This is a genomic window from Variovorax sp. PAMC26660, assembly GCF_014302995.1.
GTDB lineage: Bacteria > Pseudomonadota > Gammaproteobacteria > Burkholderiales > Burkholderiaceae_C > Variovorax.
In genome coordinates, this window is sequence record NZ_CP060295.1 from 6,807,985 (window position 1) to 6,833,546 (window position 25,562).

Consider the following 25,562-nt stretch of genomic DNA (forward strand, 5'->3'; position numbering starts at 1 on the left):
GCGGCGGTGCCGGCCACTCGCTGTGCCGAGACGAGGCCTGCGGCCACGCTCCTGCCCTACTCGGCTGCAATCCCCGCGCGGTGCGCCAGCGCACGGTAGCGCGAGATCTCGCCCACCATCTGCGCACGGAAAGCCGCCGCGCCGATGACCACCGGCTCCATGCCCTGCGCGCGCAGCTGCGCCTGCAGCGCTGGATTGCCCATGGTTGCAGTGACCGCACGGGTGAGCTTGTCGATCACCGGCGCGGGGGTGCGCGCCGGCGCAGCAAAGCCGTACCAGGCGTCGAAGGTGGCGTCGGGCAGGCCCTGCTCGGCCAGCGTGCGCACCTCGGGCAGCAGGCTGGAGCGCGTCGCGCCCACGATGCCCAGCGCACGCAGCTTGCCCGAACGCACATGCGGCGCGACCGAGGTCACCGTGTCGATGCCGATCTCGACCTCGCCGCCGATCACGGCCATCGCGCCCTGGCTGCTGCCCTTGTACGGAATGTCCTGCAACTGGATGCCGGCGGCCAGCGCCAGCAGTTCGCCCGCCAGATGCGGGCCCGAGCCTGAGCCGAAGGTGGCGTAGCGGATGCTCCCGGGCTTGGCCTTGGCCGCCGCGACGAGTTCGGCCACCGAATGCCACGGCGTGCCCTTGCCCACCACCAGCACCAGCGGCGTGCGCGCCACGATGGCAATGGGCGCCAGGTCGCGCACGGGGTCGTAGGGCAGCCTGGCGCGCAGGGCCGGATTCACGCTGTAGCTGGTCGAGCCGGAGAGCAGCAGCGTGTAGCCGTCGGGCGCGGCCTTGGCCACCGCGTCGGTGCCGATGATGGTCGAGGCGCCTGGCTTGTTGTCGATCACGATGGGCTGCCCGAGCCGCTCCGACAAGGTCTGCCCCATCGCACGCGCCACGATGTCGGTGCCCCCGCCGGGCGGGAACGGAACGACGAGCTTGACAGGGCGCTCGGGCCAGGCGTTCTGCGCGAACGCGGGGTCATGCATCGCCACAATGGCAAGGGCGCCGAGCAGCAGGCCGAAGGAGCGGCGGGAGACAGTGGATTTCATGGATGCGTGCGTGTCAGGAGGTTGCGGAAGCGGAAGCCGTCGAAGCCATGCGCCCCGTGGTCCACGGCGCGGCATCGGGCTCGCCCAGGTCCCAGTACAGGCCGGCCATGATCTGCAGGCCCGCGCGCGCCAGCGGCGCGAGCAGATGCTCGTTGGGCGCGTGCTGTGCGCACGCGGGGTACGAATGCGGCACCCACAGCGTCGGCAAACCCAGCAGGTCGGCGAACACGTCGTTGGGCAGCGAACCCGCAAGATTAGGCAGCAGATCGAGGCGCTGTCCGCTGCTTTCTTCGATGGACTGGCGGGCCCAGCCGACCCATGGGTTGTCGACGTCGAGCCGCGTGGCGGCGCCGGTCAGCGTGATCTCGACGTCCACCTGCTCGAAGCCATGTGCATCGAGGTGCGTGCGCACGATCTGCCGCAGGTCTTGCCAGGGCGTACCCACCACAAAGCGCAGTTGGCAATGCGCCACGGCCTCCGAAGGAATGGCGTTGACCGGCCGCGTGGCCGAGCCCGCACCGAGCGCCAGCACCTCGATGGTGTTCCATGCCACCAGGCGCTCGGCCGGGCTCAGGCCGGGCTCGCCCCACCCTTCGTCGACCGTCGGGTCGTCGGTACCGCCGCCGATGGCGATGTCGGCCAGCGCATCGCGCACCGCCTGTGTGACCGGCGGCGGGCGCAAGGCTTCGACCAGGATGCAACCGCGCGCATCCACCAGCGAGGCCACCGCATGGCTGAGCACCGTGCCCGGGTTGACCAGCACGCCGCCCCAGTTGCCCGAGTGGTAGCCGCGCGGCCGGGCGCGCAGCCGCAGGCTGAAATTGACCGCGCCGCGCGAGCCCAGGAAGAGCGTGGGCCGCTCGGCGCTCACGCGCGGGCCGTCGCTGGCGATGAACAGGTCGGCGCGCAGCTTGTCGCGCTCCTGCGCGCACACCGCATGGAGGCCGGGCGAGGCGGCCTCCTCGCCCATCTCGACGAGCCACGTCATGTTGTAGCCCAGGCGTCCGCCGCGGGCCTCGATGGCGGCGGCCAGCCCGCCCAGGTTGATGCTGTGCTGGCCCTTGTTGTCGGCCGTGCCACGCCCGTACCAGCGCTCGCCGCGCACGGTGAGCAACCACGGCGCAAGGCCCTCGTCCCACTGCGCGTCCTGCCCGCTCACGACATCGCCGTGGCCGTAGGTCATCACCGTGGGCAGCGCCGGGTCTTCGATGCGGCGCGCGATGAGGAAGGGTCCGCCGCCGGGCACCGGGTTGGCGACGATCTCGCAGGCGAAGCCGAGCGCCGCGAGCGGCGGCATCAGTTCCTCGCGCAGGTAGGCCTCGAGCGCGGGCGTGACCGCACCGGTGTCGCTTTCGGTGCGAAAGGCGATGCGGCGCTGGAGGTCGGCGAAGAAGCCGCCGCCATCGAAATAGGCGGCGGCGGCGGCCAGGCTGTCGGTGCGTTGCATGAAGGGGGTCCTTGTCTGTCCATCGGGTGCAGCAAGTACAAGGCCTGAAGGCCGATGCTTCCAGCATCGTTTTGGCAAGCTACCATTGCCTTCAAGGCAACACCTGGCTGTACGCATGGCCCTTCCACTTCTGAGCATCCCGATGCGCCACTTCCTCGAAGTGGCACGCAGCGGTTCGGTCAACCAGGCCGCGGCGCGGCTGTTCGTTGCGTCGTCGGCGGTGAGCCGGCAGATCGCCAAGCTCGAAGACAGCCTGGGCACGCCGCTGTTCGAGCGGCATGCGCGCGGCATGGCGCTCACGGCCGCCGGCGAGCGGCTGGCGGCGCACCTGCGCAATGCGCAGCTCGACATCGAACAGGTGTTCGAGCAGGTGCGCGACCTCGGCGGCCAGGGCGCACGTCGCATCCGCATGGCCTGCACCGAGGGCTTTGCCGGGCACTTCATGCCGCTGGTGATGCGCAGCTTCGAAGAGACCCACCCCGGCTGCCAGCTCGAACTGCACGTGGGCTCGCCCGACGGCGTGAGCGCGCTGCTGGCGCGCGGCGAGACCGACATCGCGCTCAAGTACGTCGTGGCGCCGGAGCCCGGCCTGGCTGTTGCGCACACGGCCACCGCGCCGGTGTACGCGGTGCTGCGGCCCAACCATCCGCTGGCGCGACAGCGCGTGGTGTCGGTGGCCGACGCGGTGCGCTACCCGCTGGCCGTGGGCGACAAGGGCGTCACCGCGCGCCAGTTGTTCGACCAGGCCTGCAGCCTGCAGGGGCTGCAGTACCGCGCGATCTTCGTGAGCAACTTCTCGTCGGTGCTGCTGCCGCTGCTGCGCAGCTCCGACGTGATGCTGTCGGGGCATCTCACGGTGATGCACCTGATCGACGCCGGCACTGTGGTGGCGCGGCCCTTTGCCGAAGCGCCGCTGCAGCAGCGCCAGTTGCAGGTGCTGGCGCTCGAAGGCCGCACGCTGCCGCCGCTGGCACAGGACTTCGTGCAGCATCTGGTGGAGACCATCGCCAAAGCGGGCCGGCGCAAACTCGGGCTTGCGCGCGCCTGCGCCTGAGGAAGCTCACCGCGACGGACAGCGTGCTCGGCGCCGCCATCTTCGCTGCCACATCACAACGTCCGCAGAACGTCCTGCAGCGTATCGATCAGCAGATCTGCATTGGCTTCGGAAAACACCATCGGCGGGCGGATCTTCAGCGTGTTGGCGTGTTCGCCGGTGGCGCTCAGCAACACCTGCCGCTCCCGCAGCCCGTTGACGACGCGAACGGTCTCTGCAGTGGCGGGCGTGCGCGCGTGGCGGTCCGTCACCAGCTCCACGCCCACGAACAGGCCCGCGCCGCGCACGTCGCCGATCAGCGCATGCCGTTCGGCGAGCTTCACGAGGCCGGCACGCAGATGGCGGCCGACGCGCTGTGCATTGGCCATCAAGCCTTCACGCTCGATCACGTCGAGCACGGCCATGCCGGCGGCCATCGACACCGGGTTGCCGCCGAAGGTATTGAAGTAGCGGCACTCGCGGCCAAACGCGGCCAGCACCTCGGGACGTATGGCCAGTCCGGCCAGCGGATGGCCATTGCCCAGCGGCTTGCCCATGGTCACGATGTCGGGCACCAGGCCCTCGTGGCGCATGAAGCCCCAGAAGGCGTCGCCTGTGCGCCCGAGGCCGGGCTGCACTTCGTCGGCGATGAAGATGCCGCCGGCTTCGCGGATCGCGGCCACCGCCTCATGCAGAAAACCTGCAGGGTCGGTGAAGATGCCGTCGCTCGAGAACACCGTGTCGACCATCAGCGCCGCAGGCCGCACGCCATGGGCCTGCAGGTCGGCAATGGCAGCGCGCACCCCGGCTGCAAAGACCCTGCCCTGCTCTTCGGGCGGCACGCGGTAGCTGTCGGGCGACGGCACGGCGCGCACCGCCTTGCCAAGCTGCACGAAGCGCCCGAGTGAAGGCGAGGCCTGCGCGATCGATTCGGTCACGCCGTGGTACGCGAAGCGCGTGACGATCAATCCTTCGGCCTTCGTGTGCGCCTTGGCAATGCGCATCGCCAGATCGTTGGCCTCGCTGCCGGTGCAGGTGAACATCGCATGGCCGAGCGCGGGCGGCATGGTGGCGAGCAGGCGTTCGGCATAGTCGAGCACGCCTTCGTGCAGGTAGCGGGTGTGGGTGTTGAGCACGCCGGCCTGCCGCGCAATCGTCTCCACCACATGCGGATGGCAATGCCCCACCGAGGCGACGTTGTTGTACGCGTCAAGGTAGCGCTTGCCATCGGCATCGTCGAGCCACACGCCTTGGCCGCGCACCGGGTGCAACGGCGCTTCGTAGAACAGGCGGTAGGCCGGGCCGAGCAGGCGCGCGCGGCGCTCCAGGAGCGATTCTTCAACAGGCATGTTCGTGACTCTGGTTCATGCCGCAGGCGCGCCGGAACGCAGCGCTGGCGACATCGTTGCCGATGCGGTCGCAGGCCTGCAGGCGGGCCCATGACAGCGGGTTGTTGCGCAGCAGGTAGGCCGCGTTGTCCGGATGACGCGCGGCGCGCCAGCCGCTGATCGCCACCACCATCACGAGCCGCGCGGTGATGAGCGTGAACAGCGCGTCGACCTCTTCGCGCGCGAGCGGCAGCACCGCGTGGTACGCCGCGACGAAGGGCACGATGCCGGCCAGCGCGTCACCCGCCGGATCGAGCTGGTAGGCCGCGGCCACGGCCAGGTCGTCGATCAGCGGTGCGCGCACCATGTCGCCGAAATCGAGAACGCCGGCGATGCGGTCGGTGTGACCGGGATCGACCAGCACGTTGTAGATGTTGAAGTCGTTGTGAATGGGCTGCGAGCGCAGGCCGGCCAGCACCGGCTTGGCGTCGCGCTCGAAACGGTCGAGCGAGCGTTCCGCCAGCGCGCGGCGCACTGGATCGGCGATGTGCTGGAGCAGGCCGCGCACGCTGTCGGCGCGCTGGATGTCCCAAGGCAGCGCCATTGCGCCGGCCGGGTGATCGAAGTCGCGCAGCGCAAGGTCGAGGCGGGCCAGGGTGCACGCGAGATTCAGTTGTTGTGTGGACGTGCGCGGCGCATCGGGCATGGGCGTGCCCGGCAGGTAGCTGAACAGCCGCGTCACGCGTGGCAGTCCGTCGCCCGGATCGCTCAGAAAGGAAGGAAGACCGCCATTCGTGGGCACGATGCGCTGCACCGGCAGTTCCGGATCGGTGGCCGCGATATGCAGCAGCGCTTGCGTCTGGAAATCCGCCACCAGCGGCGTCTCGGACGGATGCGAGATCTTCAGCATGAAGCGCTCGCCGGTGCATGCGGATTCCAGACGGTAGTTGCGGTCGCGCTCGCCGGTCAGCGGCTGCATCTCGCCTTCGATGTCGTAGTGGCGCAACGCGAGCGCGCGCACCCAGTCGGCATCGAGCGCAGGCGAGCCTTCGCTCAAGACCTCGTCGTCGAACCCGGCCTGCGTCGTCATGCGGCGCTTGCGAAGCCGCGCAGCGCACTGGCGAGGTTGGGGCCCAGGTCGTCCGACAGGTAGCCGCCCTCCTGCACCAGCACGGTCGGCAGGCCGAGGCCGGCAATCTCCGCGAGCAACCGAGCAAAACCGGGCGTCGTGATCTTCATGCCCTTGTAGGGATCGCGCTCATGCGTATCGAGGCCCAGCGCCACCACCAGCGCGCCGGGCGCGAAGGCGCGAATGCTCTGGCAGGCATCGCGCAAGGCCGGCAGGTAGCCATCGATGTCGGTGCCCAGCGCCAGCGGCTTGTTGATGTTGTAGCCCAGGCCCGCGCCCTCGCCGCGCTCGTGGGCATAGCCGGTGAAAAAGGGCGTGAAGTTGCGCGGGTCGCCGTGCAGCGAAATGGTCAGCACGTCGGCGCGGCGGTAGAAGATGCCCTGCGTGCCGTTGCCGTGATGCACGTCGATGTCGAGGATGGCCACGCGATCGTGCGCGGCTCGCAACTGCTGCGCGGCGATGGCCGTGTTGTTGAGGTAGCAGAAGCCGTTGGCGCGGTCCGCGTAGGCGTGATGGCCGGGCGGACGGCACAGCGCGTAGGCCGCACGCTCGCCCTGCAGCACCAGTTGCGCCGCATGCGTGGCCACGTGGGCCGAGGCCACGGCCGCCTCCCAGGTGTGCGGACCGATCGAGCAGGCGTTGTCGCCCATGTGGTAGCCGGCCTGCCCGACCACGCTCTCGGGGTAGGTGCACGGCTCGCCGGGAAAGGGATGGATGTTGGGCATGACCTCGTCGGACGGGTCATCCAGCAGCCGCCAGCGCGCGTAGGCGGTCTCCAGAAAGCGCAGGTACTCCGGCGTGTGGATCGCGGCGCGCGGGCCGGGGCCGAAATCTTCGCCCGCAATGACCTCGTGGCCGTCGTGCTCGACCGCCGACAGCAGGCGGAAGGCGCGCTCGGGCTGCTCGTTGCTGCGCTTCAAACGGCCGCGCACCATGAAGAGCTGCGGGTCGTGGTCCTTGTGCACGTCGCTGTAGACGATCTTCATCGCGCGGGTCCTTTGGTGGGTGTGGGTGATGGGGAAACGGTGCCGTGCTGCTTCACGAACAGCGCGCGCACCTGCAGCCAGGCGTCGTCCAGGTGCTCGCGCATGGCCGCGCGCGAAGCCTCGACGTCGCGGCTCTCCAGCGCATCGACGATCGGGTAGTGCGTGTTGGCCATGGTCTCGGGGTCGTGGTAGACCGCATCGATGAGCGCGATGATCATCTGCATCTCGGTCTGCGTGTTCGAGAAGATGCGGTGCAGGTGGGCATTGCCCGAAAGCTCGCTGATCAGCGTGTGAAAAGCCAGGTCGGTCGCGATGCGCACGTGCTGCGGCTGCGTGGGTGCGTCGCGCACCATCGCGTCGACCAGCGCGCGCAGGCGTGCCAGGCCCGCGTCGTCGGCCTTGCGGCAGGCCAGCTCGACGGCAGTCAGCTCCAGGCTCAGCCGCACTTCGAACAGATCGTCGATCTCCTGGACGCTGATGGTGCGCACCGCAAAGCCGTGGCGCGGCCGTGCCACCAGCACGCCCTGGCGTTCGAGCCGGCGTGCGGCCTCGCGCACCGGGGCACGGCTCACACCCATGCGGCGCGCGATCTCGGCTTCGACGATGCGACTGCCGGGCGCAAGGTGCCCTTCGACGATGGCGCGTGTCAGTTGCGCCTCGACCAGCCCGACCAGGTCGGGCGCCTCGACGGACTCGAAAACGGCACTGTCTGAAGGGGAGGAAAAAGCCATGTTGTTTGTCTCGTTGTATGACGGGTGTGGGGGCTATTTTTTCACCGGCCGCCGCGCCAGGTAGATGCCCGCCGCCACGATCAGCGCAATGCCCGCCATGGCCAACCCGTCGGGCGGCCGATGGAACCAGAAGGTGCTGAAGGCCACGGCAAGCAGCAGCTGGAAGTAATTGAGCGGTGCCAGCGTGGCGGCCTCGACGCGCTCGAAGGCCGCCAGCAGCAGCCATTGCGCAAGGCCGCTACAGGCACCGCCCGCGAGCAGCAACAACACGGCGCCGGCGGCAGGCCGCTCGGCCGGCAGAAAGAACGGCGCGGGCAACGCGGTCACGACGAGGCACACCACGGCGGTGTACGCGTACTGCACCGGGCTGGCGACCAACCCCGCGAGGCGCCGCGTGAGCAACTGGAAGATGGCGTAGCAAACAGCCGACACCGCCATCAACACCGTGCCCAGCCATGGCAGGTTGCCGCCGGGCCGCACGATCAGCAGCATGCCGGCAAAGCCCGCGCTCACCGCCACCCACTGGCTGCGCCGCACAGATTCGCCGACCAGCCAGGGCGACAGCGCCACCATGAGCAGCGGCGCGGTGAAGTAGATGGCGGTGGCCTCGGCCAGCGGCATCCAGATCAGCGCCGTCATGAAGCAGGTGGCCACCGTTGCGAGCATGGTGCCGCGCAGCAGCAGCAACTTCTTCTGCGGCGCGCGCCAGATGCGCAGGTCGCCGTGGCGCAGCAGCATGGCGAAGGCAATGCAGATCACCGACAGGTAGCGCATCAGGTTGATGAACGGCGCCGGGTAGAACTGCAGCATGTACTTGCAGAAGGCGTCGTAGCTCGCAAAGGCCATCAGCGCGCAGAAGAACAGCGCGACGCCGGTGCTCCTGGAGCCCGGCGGGCGCAGCCCCGTTGCGACGCTTGTGGCGCTGGCCGTCTTCACGCCAGCGAGGCCTCGAAACGGACCATTGCGCGATCGAAGCGCTCGAACATCTCGTCGACTTCCGCGGCCGTGATGATGAGCGGCGGGCAGAAAGCCACCGCATCGCCCATGGCGCGCACGATCAGGCCTTCGGCCAACGCGAATTCAGCCAGGCGTGCGCCGGCTTTCATTGCGGGATCGAAGGGCGTGCGCTTCACCGGGTCGGCCGCGAGTTCGAGCGCGCCGATCAGGCCCACGCCGCGCACTTCGCCCACATGCGGATGGCCAGCGTAGCGACGCAGGCCGGCCTGGAACTTCGGCGCCAGCGACTTCACGTGCGCGAGCACTTCTTCGTCTTCGTAGATGCGCAATGTCTCGAGCGCCACCGCGGCCGTCACCGGGTGGCCCGAGTAGGTGAAGCCATGGCCGAAGGTGCCGATCTTTCCGCTGTTGGCGGCCACGGCCGCATGCACCTGCTCGGACACCATGACGGCGGAGATCGGCACATAGCCCGACGACAGCGCCTTGGCGGCCGTGAGGATGTCGGGCCGCAGGCCGAAGGTGGTGGAGCCGAACATCTCGCCGGTGCGGCAGAAACCGCAGATCACTTCGTCGGCGATCAGCAGCACCTCGTACTTGCGCAGCACCGCCTGCACCTTCTCGAAGTAGGTGGCGGGCGGCACCAGCACGCCGCCGGCACCCATGACCGGCTCGGCGATGAAGGCGCCCACGGTGTCGGGCCCTTCGGCCAGGATGCGCTGCTCCAGCGCATCGGCCAGGCGCGTGGCAAAAGCTTCTTCGGTTTCGCCGGGCTCGGCGTAGCGGTAGTGGTGCGGGCAATCGACATGCAGGATGCGGTCGATGGGCAGGTCGAAGTCGCGGTGGTTGGGGACCAGGCCGCTCAGGCTGGCCGCCGCCACGGTGACGCCGTGGTACGCATTGCGGCGCGCGATGATCTTCTTCTTGGCCGGCTTGCCGATGGCGTTGTGGTAGTACCAGACCAGCTTGACCGCCGTGTCGTTGGCCTCCGAGCCCGAGTTGGCGAAGAACACCTTGGACATGGGCACCGGCGCCATCGCAATCAACTTTTCAGCCAGCGCGATGGCGGCCGCGTTCGATCGGTGATTGAAGGTGTGATAACAAGGCAGCGTGTGCAGCGCATCGCTGCCGGCCTTGGCCAGGCGCGCATTGCTGAAGCCCAGCGAGACGCACCACAGGCCTGACATGGCTTCCAGGTAGCGGCGGCCCTGGTCGTCTTCCACGTAGATGCCGTCGCCGCGCTCGATCACGAGCGGGTCGACCTGCGGATGCGCCGCAAGGTTGGTGAAGGGGTGCAGATGGGCCGCGATGTCGTTGGCGGCGCGTTCGGCATGCGCCGACTGCAGGGCGGAAGCGGGAATGGATGCGTTCATGGACCTGTCCGTTTTGATGGAGGGAATATGGGAAGGAGCGCCTCGCGGCTCAGTAGCCCCGTTCGAGGTCGACGGCCGTGCCCGGCCGCTGCCCGCGCTGCAGCAACGCGAGGTTGTCGAGCGTCTGTTGCGCGATCACCGAGACGTCGGTGCGGGTGGCGATGTGCGGCGTGACGAGGATGCGCGGGTCGGCCCAGAAAGGGTGCTCCGGCGGCAGCGGCTCCTGCGTGAAGGCATCGAGCGTGGCAGCGGACAGCTCACCCCGCTCAAGCGCGCGCAGCAGGTCGGCTTCGACCAGATGCGCGCCTCGCCCGACGTTGATCAGGTGCGCACCGCGTGGCAGGCGTGCGAACAGATCGGCATCGAGAAAGCCCTGCGTCTGCGGCGTGAGCGGCAGCAGGCACACCAGCGTGTCGCAGCCCGAGAGAAATTCGTCGAGTTGCGCATCGCCGTGAAAGCCAACAATGCCGGCCGGCAGATCGGCCTTGGCGTTGCGGCTCCAGCCGCGCACCGGATAGCCGATGGCAGACAGCGCCTCGGCACAGGCCAGACCCAAGGTGCCAAGCCCCGCGATGCCGACGCGGTGGCGCCCCGGAGGGCTCATCGGCTGTTCCTGCCAGGCGCCCCTTGCCGCGCTCGCAAGGTACGCCGGCATGTGCCGCTGGTGCTGGATCACGGCCCAGCACACATAGGCCGTCATGCCGGTGGCCATCTCCGGATCGACGATGCGGCACAGCGGCAATGCGCGCGGCAGGTGTGGGTCGGCCGTGATGTGGTCGACGCCCGCTGCCAGCGATTGCACCAGTTGCAGTTGCGGCAACTGTGCGAGCAAACCGTGCGGTGGATACCAGCAGACGGCGGCATCGATCTGGTCGAGCGGGCCGAGGTCGGCGCCCAGGCGCAGGTCGATGTCGGGGCAGTGCGCGCGGAATGCGGGCGCGAGGTAGTGCATGTCGAGCACATCGCTCAGGAGCGCGACACAGGGCATCAGGCCACCCTCGCCACTGCATCGACCTGCCCTGCCAGACGCGGCACCGCGTCGATCAGCTTGCGCGTGTAGGCATGCTGCGGATCGTTGAGCACCTTCTGGGTCTCGCCGTACTCCACGACTTCGCCGCGCTGCATCACCGCGATGCGGTCGCACATCTGCCCGGCCACGCGCAGGTCGTGCGTGATGAACACCATCGCGAGCTGGAACTGCTCGCGCACCTGGGCAAAGAGTTCCAGTACCTGCGCCTGCACCGACACGTCTAGTGCGGACACGGGCTCGTCGGCCACCAGCAGCTCGGGCTGCATCGCGAGCGCGCGGGCAATGCCGATGCGCTGGCGCTGCCCGCCAGAAAACTCATGCGGATAGCGCTGCGCCGCATCGGCGCCCAAGCCCACGAGCTTGAGCAGCTCCATGGCGCGCGCCATGGCTTCGGCCTTGCTCACGCCCTGCGCAATCGGGCCGCCCGCGATGGCTGCCCCCACGCGGTGGCGCGGGTTGAGCGAGGCATACGGGTCCTGGAACACCATCTGGATCTTGCCGGCCACGCCGCGCCGGAAGTTCTTGCCCTGCGCGAGCGTGCGGCCCTTGAAGATGATGCGGCCGCTGTCGAAGGGCGCGAGCCCCACCAGGCAGCGCCCCACGCTCGACTTGCCCGAGCCCGACTCGCCAACGAGCCCCAGCGTTTCACCGCGGTGCAGCTCGAAGTTGATGTCCTTCGCCGCCTGCACCGCGCGGCCACGCTTGAACAGGCCCCCGCTGGAGTGGTAGGTCTTGCACAGGTCCTGCACCTGCAGCACGCGCGTCTTGTCGTCGTGCGGCACGGTCTGCGCCTGGCCATCGGGAATGGCGGCGATGAGCTTGCGCGTGTAGGGATGCTGCGGCGCACTGAGCACCTGCGCGGCCGGCCCGGACTCCACCACATGGCCGGTCTGCATGACCACCACGTGATCGGCAATTTCGGAGACCACGCCGAAGTCGTGCGTGATGAAGAGCACGGCCGTGCCACGGCGCTGCTGCAGCTCGCGGATGAGCTTTAGGATCTGCGCCTGCGTGGTGACGTCGAGCGCGGTGGTGGGCTCGTCGGCGATCAGCAGCACGGGCTCCAGCACCAGCGCGCAGGCGATCATGACGCGCTGCCTCTGGCCGCCCGACAGGCGAAAGGGGTAGCTGTCGATCAGCAGCTCGGGGTCGGGCAGGCCCACGTCGGCCAGCGCCGCAAGGATGCGGCGGCGCTTCTCTGCCGCGGGCACCTTGCCGTGCGCGTCGAACACCTCGCCGATCTGTTCGCCGATGCACATCACCGGGTTCAGCGCGGTCATCGGCTCCTGGAACACCATGCCGATGCGCCGGCCGCGCAGCTCGCGCATCTGCGGCTCGGTGAGCTGCAGCAGGTCGTGGCCGTCGAACAGGATGCGGCCCGCCACCGGTGCCACGTGCGGGCGCGGCAGCAAGCCCATGACCGCGTTGGCGATCATCGACTTGCCGGAGCCCGACTCGCCGACCACGCACAGCGTCTGGCCCGGCATCACCGAGAGCGTGGCGCCTTCGACGGCCAGTGCGCGGTCTGCGCCTGCGGGCAAAGAGATGCTCAGGTCGGTGATTTCAAGAACGGGGTGCAAGGGCTTCATCGGCGTCACGGTGGCGTTCATTTGCCCCTCCCGTCGAGCCGCGTGTTGAGCCCGTCGCTCAGGCCTTCGCCCACAAGATTGAGTGCAAGCACCGTCAGCACGATGGCCAGCCCCGGAAACAGCGCCATCCACCACGCCTGGCGCAGCACGGTGCGCGCCGCGCCGACCATGTAGCCCCAGCTCATCTGGTTCGGGTCGCCCAGGCCGAGAAAGCTCAGGCTGCTTTCGAGCAGGATGGCCGTGGCCACCATCAGCGAGGCCATCACGATGATGGGCGACATGGCGTTGGGCAGTATCTGCGTGAGGATGATGCGCGGCGTCGATTGCCCCGCGAGCAGCGCGGCCTGCACGAAGTCGCGCTGGCGCAGCGTGAGGAATTCGCTGCGCACCAGCCGCGCCACCGGCGGCCACGAGACGATCGCGATGGCCACGACGATCGACTTGATCGAGGGCTCGAAGATCGCCACCAGCACGATGGCCAGCGCAAAGCTCGGCACCGCCTGGAACAGCTCGGTGAAGCGCATCAGCGCGGCATCGATCCAGCCGCCGAAGTAGCCGGCCACCGCGCCAAGCGAGACGCCAATGAGCAGTGCCACCAGCGTGGACACCACGCCGATCAGGAGCGACACGCGTGCGCCGTAGACGAGGCCCGAGAGAATGTCGCGCCCCAGCGTGTCGGTGCCCAGCAGAAAGCCGGGCTCGGACCAGGGCCGCACGAAGGGCTGCTCCACCATGGCCCACGGGTCGTTGGTGGCGAGCCATGGACCAAGCAGCGCGACCGCCGCCACGACCAGCAGCACGACCATGCCGGCCACTGCGCCCTTGTTGCGGCGAAAGCGCCTCCAGAAAGGACTGTTCATCATGTCGGTTGCTCCGCTGCGCGTTGTGTTGCGGGTTGCTTGAGTTCTGTGGGCTTTTGTTCTTGGTGCTGTTGTTCGGGGCGCTGTTGTTCTTCAGGGCGGGTGCGAATGACACCGGGTGCTCCCCTCCGCGAATGTCCCCCGCTTCGCTCCTCCTTTATTTCGCTGCGGGGAGCACCCGGCGTCATTCGCACAGGGGCACGCTGCTGGTGATCGGCGATCAACGACCGCTCCGCATAACGCTCACGTCGATACGGGGCTCTTTTTCGCGAAATAAAGGAGGAGCGAAGCGGGGGACATTCGCGAAAAAGAGCACCGTGTCGGCGTGAGCGACGCCCTGAACAACAGCAGCGCCCTGAACAACGCACATCAAACACAACGCGGCGACCCCAAAAACAGGTTTTCATGTCAGTTCGATCCGTGGGTCGACCAGCGTGTAAACCAGGTCGGTGATCAGATTGAACAGGACCGCCATTGCGGCCGTCACCAGGAAGGCACCCAGCAACAGGCTGTAGTCGCGTTGCAGGAGCGCATCGAACATCAGGCGGCCAATGCCGGGCCATGCGAACACGGTCTCTGTGAGCACCGCGCCGCCGATCATCCCGCCGGCCTGGATGCCCGCGAGCGTGACCACCGGCAGCAGCGCGTTGCGCAACACATGCGCGCGCAGGATTCGGCCGGGCCGCACACCCTTGGCGCGCGCGGTTTTCACGAAGTCCATCTGCGCCACTTCGAGCATCGCGGCGCGCGTCATGCGGGCATAGACGGCCATGTAGAACAGCGCGAGCGTGAGCGCTGGCAGCACGAGGTGCTTGGCCACATCGAGTGCCAGTGCGAAGCCGGTAGCACCCGAGCCCACGGTCGAGAGGCCGAAGCCCGGCAGCCAGTCGAGCTGCACCGTGAACACCAGCACCGCCATCAGCGCGAGCCAGTAGAGCGGCGTGGCATAGAACAGCAGCGCCACCACGGTGATGCCGCTGTCGACCCAGGTGCCCGCGCGCCGCGCCGACAACGCACCCAGCGTGATGCCGAACAGCAGCGACAGCGCGAAGGCAGTGCCCGTGAGCAGCAGCGTGGCCGGCAGCCGGTCCATGATGAGCTTGAGCACCGGCTGCTGCTGGCGGTACGAATAGCCGAGGTCTAGCTGCACCACCTTGCCGACGTAGGTGGCGAGCTGCGTGGACAGCGGCTGGTCGAGCCCGAACTGCGCGCGCAGTTGCGCGACGAACTGCGGATCGGACGCGCCGGCCTCGCCGGCCAGCACCGACACCGGATCGCCCGGCGCGGCGCGCACCAGCATGAAGTTGACCGTGGCGATCAGCAGGATCGCCACCAGCCCCTGCAGCACGCGGGTGAGCATGAACTGCGTGCGTTTCATCGGCGGCTCCTTCGTTGCGGGTGCTGGCGTGCCGTCATGCGACCGTTGCCGTTCCGAGGCTGTCGTTCAGCCCGATGCCCGAGCTGATGATGTTGCCGAGCTTGGTGCGGTAGAGCGTCGGGAAGTTGAGCTCCAGCATCCAGGCCACGGGCACCTCGTCGAGCAGGATCTTCTGCGCCTGCAGGTAGGTGGCCTTGCGCTTTTCCGGGTCGGTCTCGCGCGCGCCGGCATCGAACAGTTCGTCGATCTTCGGGTTGGAATAACCCTCGACGTTGTTGAAGGGCGAGCCCTTGGCGATGTTGGCGGTGGTGTAGTTGCGCGCCACGCCCAAGGCCGGGTCGCCGTACTGGTAGACGTAGGTGAAGGCGAGGTCGTAGTCCCAGTCGTTCAGGCGCTGGTTCCAGCCGGCCACGTCGGTGGCGGTCATCTCGACCTTGATGCCGGCCTGCGCCAGGTTCTGCTTCAGGATCTCGGCCTGCCGCGACCAGGTCTCGCCATAGGGCAGCGGCAGCAGCCGCAGCGTTTCGCCCTTGTAGCCCGATTCAGCGAGCAGCTTCTTGGCGGTCTCGATGTTGCGCGGGTACTTGGCAACGTCGGTGCTGTGGAACTTGATGTTGCTGTTGAACGGCCCGGTGGCGGGCTTGGCGAAGCCCTGCCACGCGATCTTGGCCATGGCCTCGCGGTCCATGGCGAACATCACGGCCTGACGGAACTTGACGTTGTCCATCGGTGCCTTGCGGTTGTTGAGCCACAGCCACGAATGCGGCGCGAAGAACTCCCAACCCTTGGTGGTGACCGCGACGCCGGGCAGCTTGGCCAGGCGCTGCACGTCGAAGTATTCGACGGCGCCGCCGGGCACCAGGTCGACCTTGCCCGATTCGAAGGCCGCCGCGCGCGAGGCCGCGTCGGGAATGATGTGGAAGTAGACGCTGTCGACCAGCGGCACGTCCTTCACGTGGTACTTGTCGTTGGCCACGAGCTGGATGTACGAGCCCTTGACCCACTCCTTGAACTTGAACGGGCCGGTGCCGATGGGCGTGGCGTTGGCGGGGTTGGTGGCGAAGTCGGTGCCGTCGTAGATGTGCTTGGGCACCATCGGCATGCTGCCGACCTCGAAGATGCCGATGAAGGGCCCGAAGGGGTACTTGAGCTTAAACTCGACCGTGAGCGGGTCGATGGCGCGGATGCTTTCCACCGCGGCCAGGTTGGCCCGCAGGCGTGCGTGCGTCTTGCGCAGGAACACATCGGCCGAGAACACCACATCGGCCGAGGTGAAGGGCTTGCCGTCATGCCAGGTGACGCCGGGCTTGAGCTTGAAGGTGTAGAGCGTGCCTTCCTTGTTGACGGTCCACGAAGTGGCCAGCGAAGGCAGCGGATTGATCTTCTCGTCGTAGCGCAGCAGGCCTTCGTAGATGTTGCCGGAGATCATCTGCGTGGGGCCGTTCTGCGTGATGCCCAGCATCAGCCCCGGAGGTTCAGGTTGGACGACGGCGTTGATCACGCCGCCCTTCTTGCCGGCGGCCAAAAGGTGCAGGGGAACGCCGGCCAGCGTCAGGCCGGCGGTGGCAGCGGCACCCATCTGGATGAGGTTGCGACGTTTCATGGGGGCGAACTCCTTCTGGCTCTTGCGAGGTGGTGGACAGGGACGGAAGAAAGAAACGGGGAAAAGCAGGTCAGTCGCGGAACGACGTGGCCGGTGCGGGCTCGATGCGCTGCAGCATCGCGCGCCATTCGCGTGCGTTCGGGTCGGAGTGGCCGGGCAGATCGCTGCCGCCACCGGCTTCGTACTGCTGCGCGGTCTTCTCGCAGACCTCGGCCGGCACCGGGTACACCGGCAGGCCGCTCGACTGGATGGCCACCTGCACGCGGCAGGCGCGCTCCAGGTTGAGCATCAGGATGAAGGCTTCGGACACCGTGCGGCCGAGCGTGACGAGGCCATGGTTGCGCAGGATGAGCGCGCGGGCCGTCGGGCCCAGGTCGGCCACGAGGCGCTCGCGCTCCTCGGGGTCCAGCGCGATGCCTTCGAAGTCGTGATAGACCACGCGTTGGTAGAACTGCAGCGCCCACTGGTTGCACGGCTGCAGCCCGCCAGCCAGCGACGACACCGCCACGCCTGCCACTGTGTGCGTGTGCAGCACGCAGGCCGCGTCGTGGCGCGCCGCGTGCACCGCGCTGTGGATGGTGAAGCCGGCCGGGTTCACGTCGTGGGGCGAGTCGTCGAGGGTGCGACCCGCCAGGTCGATCTTGACCAGCGACGAGGCCGTGATGTCGCGGAACAACATGCCGAAGGGGTTGATCAGGAACTGGTCTTCAGTGCCCGGCACCCGCGCGGAGATGTGCGTGTAGATGCTGTCGTCCATGCCGTAGTGCGCCACCAGCCGGTAGGCCGCGGCCAGGTCTTCGCGGACCTGGCGCTCGGCGTCGGAAACGGGTGGGGCCTTGCGGTCCACTGCGTGCAATTGCATATCGCGTTCCTTTTTCAGGCCCGACGGGGAGTCGCCGGCGCCTTGTTCGGGTTCATTGGATCGACAGTGCAATCTGTCGACAGTTGACCCGCGACAGTCTTAAGCAATATGCAGGCCCGCGTGATGGGGTAAGCCCTTGGTCGCAGGTCGGAGGCGGAAAAAGTGACGCCGTACGAAGGGGCGGAACGCAAAAACGCCGATGGCGCGCGCATGCAAGCGCGCGACATCGGCGTGGTTGAAGGGTCCGTTTGTGTGCCTGGGCGCACCGGCGAAGTGCCCCCGCAAGGCGCGTTCTTGGCTCAGCCGCGCACTGAGTCACCGAATCACGAATGCAATGACGGGCGATTCCTGGCGCAGCGCTGCACGATCGAATTGCGAGGTTGCCCGGGATCAGTCGTCCAGCATCAGAACAAGGGCGAGTCCCCTGCACCTGATCCCCAGGCGTTACTTAGACGGCCACGACAGGCGCAGGCGGAAACCGGCGATACCGCGCAAAACAAAATTTTGGAGAGCAGCAATGGCGAATGGATGGACACAAGAGCGCCGGGAACGGCAGTCCCTGCTTATCCGCACCTGGCGACCGTGGGAGAAAGCCACCGGACCAAAAACACCCGAAGGAAAAGCCAAGGTGTCGCGTAACGCCTATGCCGGTGGGGGTTGGCGTGAAGCGCGCCAGCTCAGCAAGGAATTGAACGCACTGCTCCGGGAGCAACGGCATGCCGTCGAATCAATTAACCAATGAAAGAGAGAGCCATGTTCTTTGAGACCAAACCATTGCAAGGCCCAGTTCGCGGACTGCTCGCAATCAAGGTGGCCAAGGCCAAGCAGCAAATCGCCAAGGTTCCCCAGAAAACGGCCGTCAAGCACAAGCGCGATTAACGTTGCCCAGACCATCGTGGATTCCAGTGCATTCGCGCAGGGCAAGAAACTGGTCGAACGTCATCCGTTCCTGACGGGGTTACTTGGACCGTCGATTGTTCGGAAGCTGTTCGGACGGTGAAGAGAGAGGCCCAGGTCCAGGCGATGGGCTGGCCCAGCGGGCCCCGGGATTAACGGTCACGAGCAGGAGGCGCTTCCGTTCGGACCTACAAGACGTTTAGTGAACTTCTCCGGGATCGATGACGGCTACGCCGGCAAGCTCTTGGCCCCAGTGATTGAGCCACAGCTTCAGGGCCGACATCTCCGACTCACTCATACCTGAACGTAGGCTCCCCCATAGTGCGGCGGCGGGACCGTTGTAGTCATAGACGTCCCTGGCCACGCCCAAGAGCAAGCCCGGGATTTCGGATGTAATTTGCGCGGCCCATGCATCCCACCTTGTCCTGGCCTGCGATGCAGCACCAACAATTTCCGATCGATCCTCATCTGCATGCTTGGCAAGGCTCGCCTGGATCTTCTGAAACATTGATGGAGTAATTCCGTCCCGCATATCCTTATCTGCAACGCCGTTCGACGTCAGTAGCATCAAGAGGTTGAATATCAGGGAAGTGTTTTCGAGGGAATGCGTATTGGATGACTGCCCTTGATTCAATCCGGATAGGGTTTCACGGTCATGCGCAACCAGCCGCGCCACGCTCATCGCTTGCAGAAATCGATCTTCTGTTTTCTTCATCCGCGATCGTGAGTACTCCACGTCCCAGTATCGCGTGTTCTCGCCGACAAAATCTCTTACGATCTCGCGACACTGCCTGTTCATCTCCGCTGCAGCTGGAGAAGGGCTGAGCAGACCACACGTTCCCCAGAGCTGAAGAAACCAATCGGTACTCAGCAACAACGCAAGGTCATCGGTTCTGTATTTCATATCACAAGATTCGATCTGGAAGAGAAGCATAGGCCAGACGAAAAGCAAACGGTGGAACCTTGCACCCTGACGCAAGCGCGTCGGTAATCGCTCTCCGTAACTGCCCCTGCTTTTGTTCCAACTGCTGGATATGTCCATTCCAACTGCCTGATCCAGCAGGCAGCGAAGGGGACGGTTTTTGGGGCGCGTTGATTTTCAGATTGAGCTTGTCGAAATATAGATCGGTCAATCGTCCTTCGACTTCGGCCATCAAGCGATATATGGCGACAAGCCTACTGTCGCAATTGTCCTCCGGATTGCACATCTGGTAAGTAAGGACGCCAGCTGCGAATGCCATCATCGCGAGATTGCTAGCCGTCACCGGTCGCATCGCCCCTGATCCCGCGCGATAAAGAGGATCATTCGCCGCAGGAGGAAACATGCGCGGCGCGGGGTCAACTGTCTTCGGTAACGCCTGCAATCCATCAGGATCAACGTAGCTCAGCGGATTTCCACCAACGTAGCCGAACCGATTCCACCCACCTTCGAGACCGATGGGATCGCTCTGCGTATAGCGACCAACTCTCGGGTCATATGTTCTGAACCCGTTGTAGAACAACCCCGACTCCTCATCCGCATACTGCCCCGGATACCTCAGGTTGAACCTCACCTCGGAGAGGTTGGTCGTGCCCGGATTCGGTGTCGCCTCCAGATTGGCAAACCGGTTCCTCGCCAGCGTCGGCTTGTCTTCCCCGAACGCGCTGTAGCTCCACTGCCAGACCGCTTGCCCGTCCGCATTCGTGAGCTTGCGCGGCGTGTTCAGGTGATCGCTGTGCACCGCGAACGTGTTGCCGTTGACGATGGCCGCAATCGGCATCGGCCCATTGGCCGTGGGCAGGTAGATGTACTGGCTCTGCCCCGCGCTGTTCGTGCCCCCGCTGCCCACCTCTGCGATCAACGTGCCCTGCTCGTCGTAGACATACGCGTAGCCCAGTTGTTCAGCTTGGCTTGTGCTCGGGCTCCACAGCTTGGTGAAGAACGCAATCAGGCTCTGCATGAACCCCGGATCGGCCGCATTGCCCTGGCTCGGCGGATACAGCGGCTCGGTCTTGAACACCCGCTGCCCCAGCGCGTTGTGCGCGTAGCGCGTGGTCGGGCTGCTATCGGTGGCGCCGGTGGTCGATGCACCGAGGCGCCCTTCAGCGTCGTAGGTGTAGCTGCGCAGGCCATCGGTCACCATGTCGCCATTGGTGTTGTAGCCGTAGGTGACGCTGGTGTTGCTCGCGCCGTTGATGCTCTGGGTGAAGCCCGTCAGTTGGTTGCTCGACGCGCCCACCGTGTAAGTGCGGTTGGTGCTCAGGCCGTTGACGGCCCGGGTGCTGCTGCTTCGGTTGCCATTGGCGTCGTAGCCAAAGCCTGCGGTGTTGCCCGTGGCATTGAAGCTCACGATGCGCCCGACATTGTTGTAGCCCACAGTCCACGTCTGCGGCGCCAGCGAGATGGTGCTGTGCGTGGGATCGGTATCGCCGGGCTGGTACAGGTTCTGCGTCAGGCTCGTGATGCGGCCAGCGGCGTCATACACGTAGCTGCTGAAGTCCGTTGCAGTCATGCGTCCCGCTGTGTCGTAGGTCCGGCTGGCGGCTACGGCAGGGTTCGCAAAGGCCCAGGTCCAGGCGATGGGCTGGCCCAGCGGGTTCCAGGCGATGCCCGCGACGAGGGGGTTGCCGTTCCAGTTCAGGCCCGCAAGGCGGCCGGTGGCGTCGTACAGGTGGGTGAGCGTGGCGCCGTTGGGGTAGCCGATGCTCGCCAGCGTGCCGTTGGCGTTGTAGCCGTAGCTGACCTGCTGCACGCTGCCGTTGATCAGGGTCTGCTTCTTGAGGGTGACGCGGCCGAAGGCATCGCGGGTGTACTCGGTGGTGCCGCTGCGGTCCACGATCTCGGACAGATACCCCTTGCTGTTGGCCGTGAGGTCGTAACGCAGCGTGGTGGTCTTGCCGTCTGCGAAGACGAGGCTTGTGGGGCGGCCCAGCGCATCGCGGGTGATGGTTGTGGCCTGGCCCAGGGCGTCGGTGATCTGGCTGGGCAGGCCGAGGTTGTCGTACTGGGTACTGGCGCTGCCCACGTCGGCGCTGGCTTCGGTGGTGGCGTTGCCCTGGGCATCGCGCTTGTAGTTCGTGGCAACGTTCTTGAAGTCCCAAGTCGTCGTCACGGCATTGAGCGGGTTGTACTGAATTGAAGCCCCATCACCGGCAGCATTCGTAACTCGCGTGACCCGGCGCAGAACATCCAGTTCGTAGCCCGTGGTTTGGTTCAGGCCATTGCTCTCGGAGCTAAGGTCTCCGTTGGCGTCGTAGCCAAGGGTGCTGGTCTGATTTGAGCCCTCGGTTTTCTTCGAGATGCGGTTGATGTTGTTGACCGTGCGGGCCATGCTCCAAGCCACTTGGCCTGCGCTGTCCTTGATCTGCTCGGCGGTGCGGTTGCCCATGCCGTCGAGGGTGTAGGTGCCAAATTCGCCTCGGTTGTTGCTCCAGCCGATCAGGCGGTGGGCGGCGTCGTAGGCATAGGTGAGGACGAGGCTGGTGGGTAGCGTGATCGTCTCGACAGTGCCGAAGGGCTTATAGGTGATCGTAGTGGCCTGACCTCCAACGGTCTGGGTCAGCAAGCGATCACGGGCATCGTAAGTGTAGGTAGTGACGAGTCCGTTAGGAGCCGTGCTGCTGGCCACCCGGTTGGCGTTGTCATAGCTGTAGGTTGTGACGTGGCCCAGGGCGTTGGTGGACGTCAGCATGTTGCCCCGGGTGTCGTAGGCGTAGCTTGTCACCGCACCGTTGGGCTCCTTGGCTGTGGCTACAAGTTGCTGAGTGTTGTAGGTCCATTCCCAAGTCTGCTCTTTGCGAGTCACTCTGTCGGTAACGATCTTCGACAAGACGTTGCCCAACGCATCGTAGGAATAGTTGGTCAAACGGCCGACTTCAGTCACGCTAACAGGTAACCGGAATGACGCGTGCCAAACGGTTTTGACGGTCTGAGGCTCATCGGCATACAAGTCCCGATCCATGGAAACCGGAAGCCAGCGTGTTTGATCCCAAGTCGTGCGGCTCGCCAGCCTCCCCTTGAAATCCGTCTCGTATTCGGACAACACGGCTCCAGAGAGACTTTGCTCGCGCTTGGCAAAACTCGGCGCCCCATCGCCAGAGGGAAGCGAGCTTGTAGAAACAATGGGCTTAGGGGAAAAGGGCTCGTAGCCATAGCTGCGCGACGTACCCAAAGGATCGATCACCGTGGCGTTAACGACCACCCCATCAGTCGCGTTTCTGACGACTTGGTATCGATTTACGCCGCCTGCATGTTCCGTGCTGATGGCATTACCCGCCCCGTCGTATGCGAATGTGGCGTACCGCAGTCCGGCTTCATCGGTGATGCCTGTCAACGCATAGCGAAACGCCGAGCTTTCATAGAGGTAGCCCACCGCCTTCGCATCCGGATACGTGACCGAAGCCAGCCGCTTGGTCGCATCGTAGGAGTAGTTGATGACGCGGGCATCTGGTGTTGTGACTGACGCAACCTGCCCATTTCCGTCGTAGCTGAAGGTGAGCACTCGGCCAAAAACATTCGCAATGGTTGCGAGCTGACCCGACGCGTTGTAGGTGTAGGTCGTCATCCACCCATTCGGCGGCACCGTGCTCAGCAACTTACCCGCGGAATTGAAGTTGAGCGTGACGTCATCATCCCCGCTTTTATACGACCATCCACCACCGGCAGTTGGCATCAATGTGCTCGAAGGATTGCGGGAGTCGGACCATCCGCCTGTCCCGTTCGCTTGGAACGTTCGCACATGCCCGGCGGAAAACTCGATGGTGACTTCCTCTGGACTCACCGAAGAAGACCGCGTCAGGCTTGCCCCACCTTTGAGAGTCCAGGCTCGTCCAAAACCGCTGTCGGACCGGTCTGGATTGAGACCGAGACTGCTTCGATAAGAACGCTGCAGCATCAAAGGCGACGGTCCAAGATCAGCAAAGTCCGTAACGCTCTCGATCTTGTCCCCTGTCATCGGGACAATCGGGTTGCCTGCCACGAACCCCGCCGGGTCTCCGGCTCTGCACATGTTGGGAAGCTCACGCGGTGGCGTCTTCACGCAAGCGTTGTTCTTTGCGGCAAAACCCGTCTGGCAAGTACAGCGTGTCGCGGCATAGAGATGAGTGCTGTTTGCCGGGCAGGCGCTGATTCGATGGAAATACACGACTTGCGCGGTGTAATGGGAGGCAACTTGCTTCCAACTCATGAAGCACACGCCCGAGTACAGTCGATCGCCGACGGTCGGATACTCCACGTAGGGAACCGAAGGCGGCTCATCCAAAATGGCCTGGTCGAGGTAGTCGGGACCGCCAACTAAACTGGTGGCCTGATTGCACATCGGAAGTACTTCCGGCCCGGTGACCCAAGGCTGTACGCCAGCGGGTACTCTTAAGAGTTGTGAGCGGTATTCAATAAAAATATCTGGGATGCCTGGCTCCGCTTCCGTTGCGCTGGCGTGGGCGCCAACAAGCAGACCGGCCCAGGCCATCAGAAGATGCGCTATCACGGGAGAGCGCCAAACCTTCCTTTTCGATTCGGATGACCCGCCGTTCGACGACAAGCCGCTAGGCGTCACCGCATCTCGAACGCGCCGCAGAATTTGGCTCAGAAGCCTCATTGCACTCTCCCTCATGCTTTTTCGCTTGTGAAACTGAACATCTGCGACCGTTTTTTCATCGCACCTGGTGATCAGCATTTTTTTTGAACGGTCACCTGCCCCGTCAAGGACGGCGACGCGATGGCCGAGGACAACGAGAAGCGCGAAGGTATGCGCGGCTACTGGGTCCTGTCGGCGAAGTCGAAGAACAAGCCCGAGCAAGTGGACTCGAAGAAGGCGCCTCTGAAGGCCAGCGCCAAGTCCGGTGACTTCGGCAAGCTGTCCATCGCTGCAGCCGAGTTCGACACGGGCGCCAACAAGGGCGTGACGCTGTACCTGAACGCCCTGCAGTTGCTGGAACGTCGTGCTGCCTCGGCCGTGGACGACTTCGACGAAGAAGACGAATTCGACGGCGACACCAAGCCGGCCGAGACCACCGAGCGTGAAGACGACGAAGGTGGCGAGAAGCCCGAGGACGACGAAGATTTCTAACGAGATCGTCGTAGCGGTGGAGCCCAAGCCGGCTACCGCGAAAACGAGGACGACAGCGCGGACTTCGACTACAAGAACTCCGCGACGACGCTGAGGCCAAGCGCCACGGCCACAAGCGCTTCACGCTGTACGCCCTGGCCGAGTCATGGCTGGCTGCAAGCGAACTCACCCACCGCGACCACCGCAACAACGTCAGCCGCGTGCGCAAGCTGTTTGGCGACTCGCTGGTGCAGGACGGGACTGGCTGGGTGCTGACTGTCGGCAACCGCCACGGGCTCCCCCGCGACCTCCCTGTTCAGGACCTGTCGCAAGAGCACCTCGTGCGCCTCAAGGCCGCCCGGCTCAAGGAGGGCTGCTCGCCAGCTACCGTGAACCGCGAGATGAGCCTGCTGCAAACGCTGATCGGCTACGCCAAGTCGCTGTCGGTGGTCGTACCAAACCCGCCCCTCGTCTGGACCGCTGGTCGGAACAAGGCGGCCTCGGTCAAGATGGCCGAGCGCAAGGGCAAACTGCGCTGGCTTCGCGACTGGGAAGAGCACAAATTGCTCGCGTCACTTGCCGCTACTGCTGATCAACGCAGCGACGACCAGTCGGCTATTGACGCCCACGACCTGACCCTGTTCCTGCTGGACACGGGCGCCCGGTACGCTGAAGTCGCCGAGGTTCGCTGGAGCCAGATCGACCTTCGGGCCGGCACCATCAACCTGTACCGCGACAAGGTGGACAACGAATCGATCCTGACCCTCACGCAGCGCACTCTGGCGATGCTGAAGGGGCGCAAAGAGTCGATGGAAGGGCTGGGGTACTCCTACGTCTTCCCGGCGCTTAAAGGGCGGGCGTGGATGCCCAAGGTTGACCGGCCACGCGGCCATGCCACTGGAGCCATCCAGCGCCACATCGACGGCTGCGGGTTGAACAGTGACCCGACGAGCGACAAGGTGACGCCCCACACGTTCCGCGACACCTTCGCTGCGCGGCTGGTGCAGGCCGGCGTGAGCCTCTACAAAGTCTCAAAGCTGTTGGGTCACGCCAACGTTGTGATGACCCAAAAGTATGCTCACTTGGACCCTACCGCCAACGGCACCGAGGCGGCCAGCGTGCTCGACACCCTGCATTCGATTAAACCCACGCATGGTGACGACCATATCGCCCCCGCTTCCGCAGGGCACACTTCCGGCCACAGTAGCACCAGTCACAGTAGGCGACTCGCGCTCCTGAAGCCGGAAGAAAATCGCCAAGTGCTTGCCGCAAATGACGATTTTCAAGATT

20 protein-coding genes and 1 pseudogene are annotated in these 25,562 nt (G+C 65.6%); 5 read left to right on the forward strand and 16 right to left on the reverse strand.

Annotation, left to right across the window (positions count from 1 at the left end; translation table 11 throughout):
• Nucleotides 1–56: 56 nt before the first annotated feature.
• Together H7F35_RS31865 and H7F35_RS31870 are read right to left on the reverse strand one after the other, a co-directional pair.
• Nucleotides 57–1,046 (reverse strand): Bug family tripartite tricarboxylate transporter substrate binding protein, encoded by a 990-nt coding sequence (locus tag H7F35_RS31865; protein WP_187110481.1) that lies wholly within the window; start codon nt 1,044–1,046, stop codon nt 57–59.
• 13 nt (nt 1,047–1,059) lie between these two features.
• Nucleotides 1,060–2,493, reverse strand: coding sequence for a M20 family metallopeptidase (locus H7F35_RS31870; RefSeq protein WP_187110482.1), 1,434 nt, complete (start codon nt 2,491–2,493; stop codon nt 1,060–1,062).
• 115 nt (nt 2,494–2,608) lie between these two features.
• Here H7F35_RS31870 and H7F35_RS31875 point away from each other — a divergent pair, with 115 nt between their 5' ends.
• Entirely contained in the window at nt 2,609–3,547 is a 939-nt protein-coding gene (locus H7F35_RS31875) for a LysR family transcriptional regulator (RefSeq protein WP_187110483.1), read from the forward strand.
• 53 nt (nt 3,548–3,600) lie between these two features.
• Here the strand turns inward: H7F35_RS31875 and H7F35_RS31880 are convergent, their stop codons facing one another.
• From H7F35_RS31880 to H7F35_RS31935, 12 genes are all read right to left on the reverse strand, one after another.
• A complete protein-coding gene (locus tag H7F35_RS31880; RefSeq protein WP_187110484.1) occupies nt 3,601–4,875 on the reverse strand; it encodes an aspartate aminotransferase family protein in 1,275 nt (424 codons plus the stop codon).
• Nucleotides 4,865–5,944: a phosphotransferase gene (locus tag H7F35_RS31885; protein ID WP_187110485.1), complete on the reverse strand. Its 1,080-nt coding sequence runs from the start codon at nt 5,942–5,944 to the stop codon at nt 4,865–4,867. The genes H7F35_RS31880 and H7F35_RS31885 overlap by 11 nt, the downstream gene beginning before the upstream one ends.
• Nucleotides 5,941–6,969, reverse strand: a complete 1,029-nt coding sequence (locus H7F35_RS31890) for a histone deacetylase family protein (protein ID WP_187110486.1) — start codon at nt 6,967–6,969, stop codon at nt 5,941–5,943. Before H7F35_RS31890 ends, H7F35_RS31885 begins: the two co-directional genes overlap by 4 nt.
• Entirely contained in the window at nt 6,966–7,700 is a 735-nt protein-coding gene (locus H7F35_RS31895; protein ID WP_187110487.1) for a GntR family transcriptional regulator, read from the reverse strand. Before H7F35_RS31895 ends, H7F35_RS31890 begins: the two co-directional genes overlap by 4 nt.
• Before the next feature lie 33 nt (nt 7,701–7,733).
• Nucleotides 7,734–8,636 carry a DMT family transporter gene (locus H7F35_RS31900; protein ID WP_410010746.1) on the reverse strand — a complete coding sequence of 301 codons (903 nt, stop codon included), beginning with the start codon at nt 8,634–8,636 and terminating at the stop codon, nt 7,734–7,736.
• Nucleotides 8,633–10,027, reverse strand: a complete 1,395-nt coding sequence (locus H7F35_RS31905; RefSeq protein ID WP_187110488.1) for an aspartate aminotransferase family protein — start codon at nt 10,025–10,027, stop codon at nt 8,633–8,635. Before H7F35_RS31905 ends, H7F35_RS31900 begins: the two co-directional genes overlap by 4 nt.
• A 49-nt stretch (nt 10,028–10,076) precedes the next feature.
• Nucleotides 10,077–11,015, reverse strand: coding sequence for a 2-hydroxyacid dehydrogenase (locus H7F35_RS31910; protein ID WP_187110489.1), 939 nt, complete (start codon nt 11,013–11,015; stop codon nt 10,077–10,079).
• Nucleotides 11,015–12,667: an ABC transporter ATP-binding protein gene (locus tag H7F35_RS31915; RefSeq protein WP_187110490.1), complete on the reverse strand. Its 1,653-nt coding sequence runs from the start codon at nt 12,665–12,667 to the stop codon at nt 11,015–11,017. The genes H7F35_RS31910 and H7F35_RS31915 overlap by 1 nt, the downstream gene beginning before the upstream one ends.
• The gene (locus H7F35_RS31920) at nt 12,664–13,509 is read right to left on the reverse strand and encodes an ABC transporter permease (protein ID WP_187110491.1); all 846 of its coding nucleotides are present in this window, start codon (nt 13,507–13,509) and stop codon (nt 12,664–12,666) included. The genes H7F35_RS31915 and H7F35_RS31920 overlap by 4 nt, the downstream gene beginning before the upstream one ends.
• A 400-nt stretch (nt 13,510–13,909) precedes the next feature.
• Nucleotides 13,910–14,884: an ABC transporter permease gene (locus H7F35_RS31925; protein WP_187110492.1), complete on the reverse strand. Its 975-nt coding sequence runs from the start codon at nt 14,882–14,884 to the stop codon at nt 13,910–13,912.
• Between the two features lie 34 nt (nt 14,885–14,918).
• A complete protein-coding gene (locus H7F35_RS31930) occupies nt 14,919–16,487 on the reverse strand; it encodes an ABC transporter substrate-binding protein (RefSeq protein WP_187110493.1) in 1,569 nt (522 codons plus the stop codon).
• 70 nt (nt 16,488–16,557) lie between these two features.
• On the reverse strand, nt 16,558–17,349 hold the full coding sequence (locus H7F35_RS31935) for a class II aldolase/adducin family protein (protein ID WP_187110494.1): 792 nt from the start codon (nt 17,347–17,349) through the stop codon (nt 16,558–16,560).
• Between the two features lie 162 nt (nt 17,350–17,511).
• Here H7F35_RS31935 and H7F35_RS31940 point away from each other — a divergent pair, with 162 nt between their 5' ends.
• Nucleotides 17,512–17,988, forward strand: coding sequence for a hypothetical protein (locus tag H7F35_RS31940; protein WP_187110495.1), 477 nt, complete (start codon nt 17,512–17,514; stop codon nt 17,986–17,988).
• 114 nt (nt 17,989–18,102) lie between these two features.
• Complete coding sequence (locus tag H7F35_RS34960) at nt 18,103–18,228, forward strand: hypothetical protein (protein ID WP_261803439.1); 126 nt, start codon at nt 18,103–18,105, stop codon at nt 18,226–18,228.
• A gap of 217 nt (nt 18,229–18,445) precedes the next feature.
• Here H7F35_RS34960 and H7F35_RS31945 read toward each other — a convergent pair whose 3' ends face one another.
• Nucleotides 18,446–19,150 (reverse strand): hypothetical protein, encoded by a 705-nt coding sequence (locus tag H7F35_RS31945; RefSeq protein WP_187110496.1) that lies wholly within the window; start codon nt 19,148–19,150, stop codon nt 18,446–18,448.
• 1 nt (nt 19,151) lies between these two features.
• A complete protein-coding gene (locus H7F35_RS31950) occupies nt 19,152–23,822 on the reverse strand; it encodes an RHS repeat-associated core domain-containing protein (RefSeq protein WP_187110497.1) in 4,671 nt (1,556 codons plus the stop codon).
• A gap of 120 nt (nt 23,823–23,942) precedes the next feature.
• Between H7F35_RS31950 and H7F35_RS31955 the strand changes: the two genes are divergently transcribed.
• Nucleotides 23,943–24,293, forward strand: a complete 351-nt coding sequence (locus H7F35_RS31955) for an ssDNA-binding protein (RefSeq protein WP_187110498.1) — start codon at nt 23,943–23,945, stop codon at nt 24,291–24,293.
• A gap of 488 nt (nt 24,294–24,781) precedes the next feature.
• Nucleotides 24,782–25,303, forward strand: a pseudogene (locus H7F35_RS35200) (tyrosine-type recombinase/integrase); the annotation flags it as partial.
• Nucleotides 25,304–25,562 lie beyond the last annotated feature (259 nt).

Bases quoted from the DNA above. Each gene is read 5' to 3' on its own strand.
- H7F35_RS31865 (WP_187110481.1), bottom strand. From the start codon at position 1,046: ATGAAATCCACTGTCTCCCGCCGCTCCTTCGGCCTGCTGCTCGGCGCC.
- H7F35_RS31870 (WP_187110482.1), bottom strand. From the start codon at position 2,493: ATGCAACGCACCGACAGCCTGGCCGCCGCCGCCGCCTATTTCGATGGC.
- H7F35_RS31875 (WP_187110483.1), top strand. From the start codon at position 2,609: ATGGCCCTTCCACTTCTGAGCATCCCGATGCGCCACTTCCTCGAAGTG.
- H7F35_RS31880 (WP_187110484.1), bottom strand. From the start codon at position 4,875: ATGCCTGTTGAAGAATCGCTCCTGGAGCGCCGCGCGCGCCTGCTCGGC.
- H7F35_RS31885 (WP_187110485.1), bottom strand. From the start codon at position 5,944: ATGACGACGCAGGCCGGGTTCGACGACGAGGTCTTGAGCGAAGGCTCG.
- H7F35_RS31890 (WP_187110486.1), bottom strand. From the start codon at position 6,969: ATGAAGATCGTCTACAGCGACGTGCACAAGGACCACGACCCGCAGCTC.
- H7F35_RS31895 (WP_187110487.1), bottom strand. From the start codon at position 7,700: ATGGCTTTTTCCTCCCCTTCAGACAGTGCCGTTTTCGAGTCCGTCGAG.
- H7F35_RS31905 (WP_187110488.1), bottom strand. From the start codon at position 10,027: ATGAACGCATCCATTCCCGCTTCCGCCCTGCAGTCGGCGCATGCCGAA.
- H7F35_RS31910 (WP_187110489.1), bottom strand. From the start codon at position 11,015: ATGCCCTGTGTCGCGCTCCTGAGCGATGTGCTCGACATGCACTACCTC.
- H7F35_RS31915 (WP_187110490.1), bottom strand. From the start codon at position 12,667: ATGAACGCCACCGTGACGCCGATGAAGCCCTTGCACCCCGTTCTTGAA.
- H7F35_RS31920 (WP_187110491.1), bottom strand. From the start codon at position 13,509: ATGATGAACAGTCCTTTCTGGAGGCGCTTTCGCCGCAACAAGGGCGCA.
- H7F35_RS31925 (WP_187110492.1), bottom strand. From the start codon at position 14,884: ATGAAACGCACGCAGTTCATGCTCACCCGCGTGCTGCAGGGGCTGGTG.
- H7F35_RS31930 (WP_187110493.1), bottom strand. From the start codon at position 16,487: ATGAAACGTCGCAACCTCATCCAGATGGGTGCCGCTGCCACCGCCGGC.
- H7F35_RS31935 (WP_187110494.1), bottom strand. From the start codon at position 17,349: ATGCAATTGCACGCAGTGGACCGCAAGGCCCCACCCGTTTCCGACGCC.
- H7F35_RS34960 (WP_261803439.1), top strand. From the start codon at position 18,103: ATGTTCTTTGAGACCAAACCATTGCAAGGCCCAGTTCGCGGACTGCTC.
- H7F35_RS31945 (WP_187110496.1), bottom strand. From the start codon at position 19,150: ATGAAATACAGAACCGATGACCTTGCGTTGTTGCTGAGTACCGATTGG.
- H7F35_RS31950 (WP_187110497.1), bottom strand. From the start codon at position 23,822: ATGAGGCTTCTGAGCCAAATTCTGCGGCGCGTTCGAGATGCGGTGACG.
- H7F35_RS31955 (WP_187110498.1), top strand. From the start codon at position 23,943: ATGGCCGAGGACAACGAGAAGCGCGAAGGTATGCGCGGCTACTGGGTC.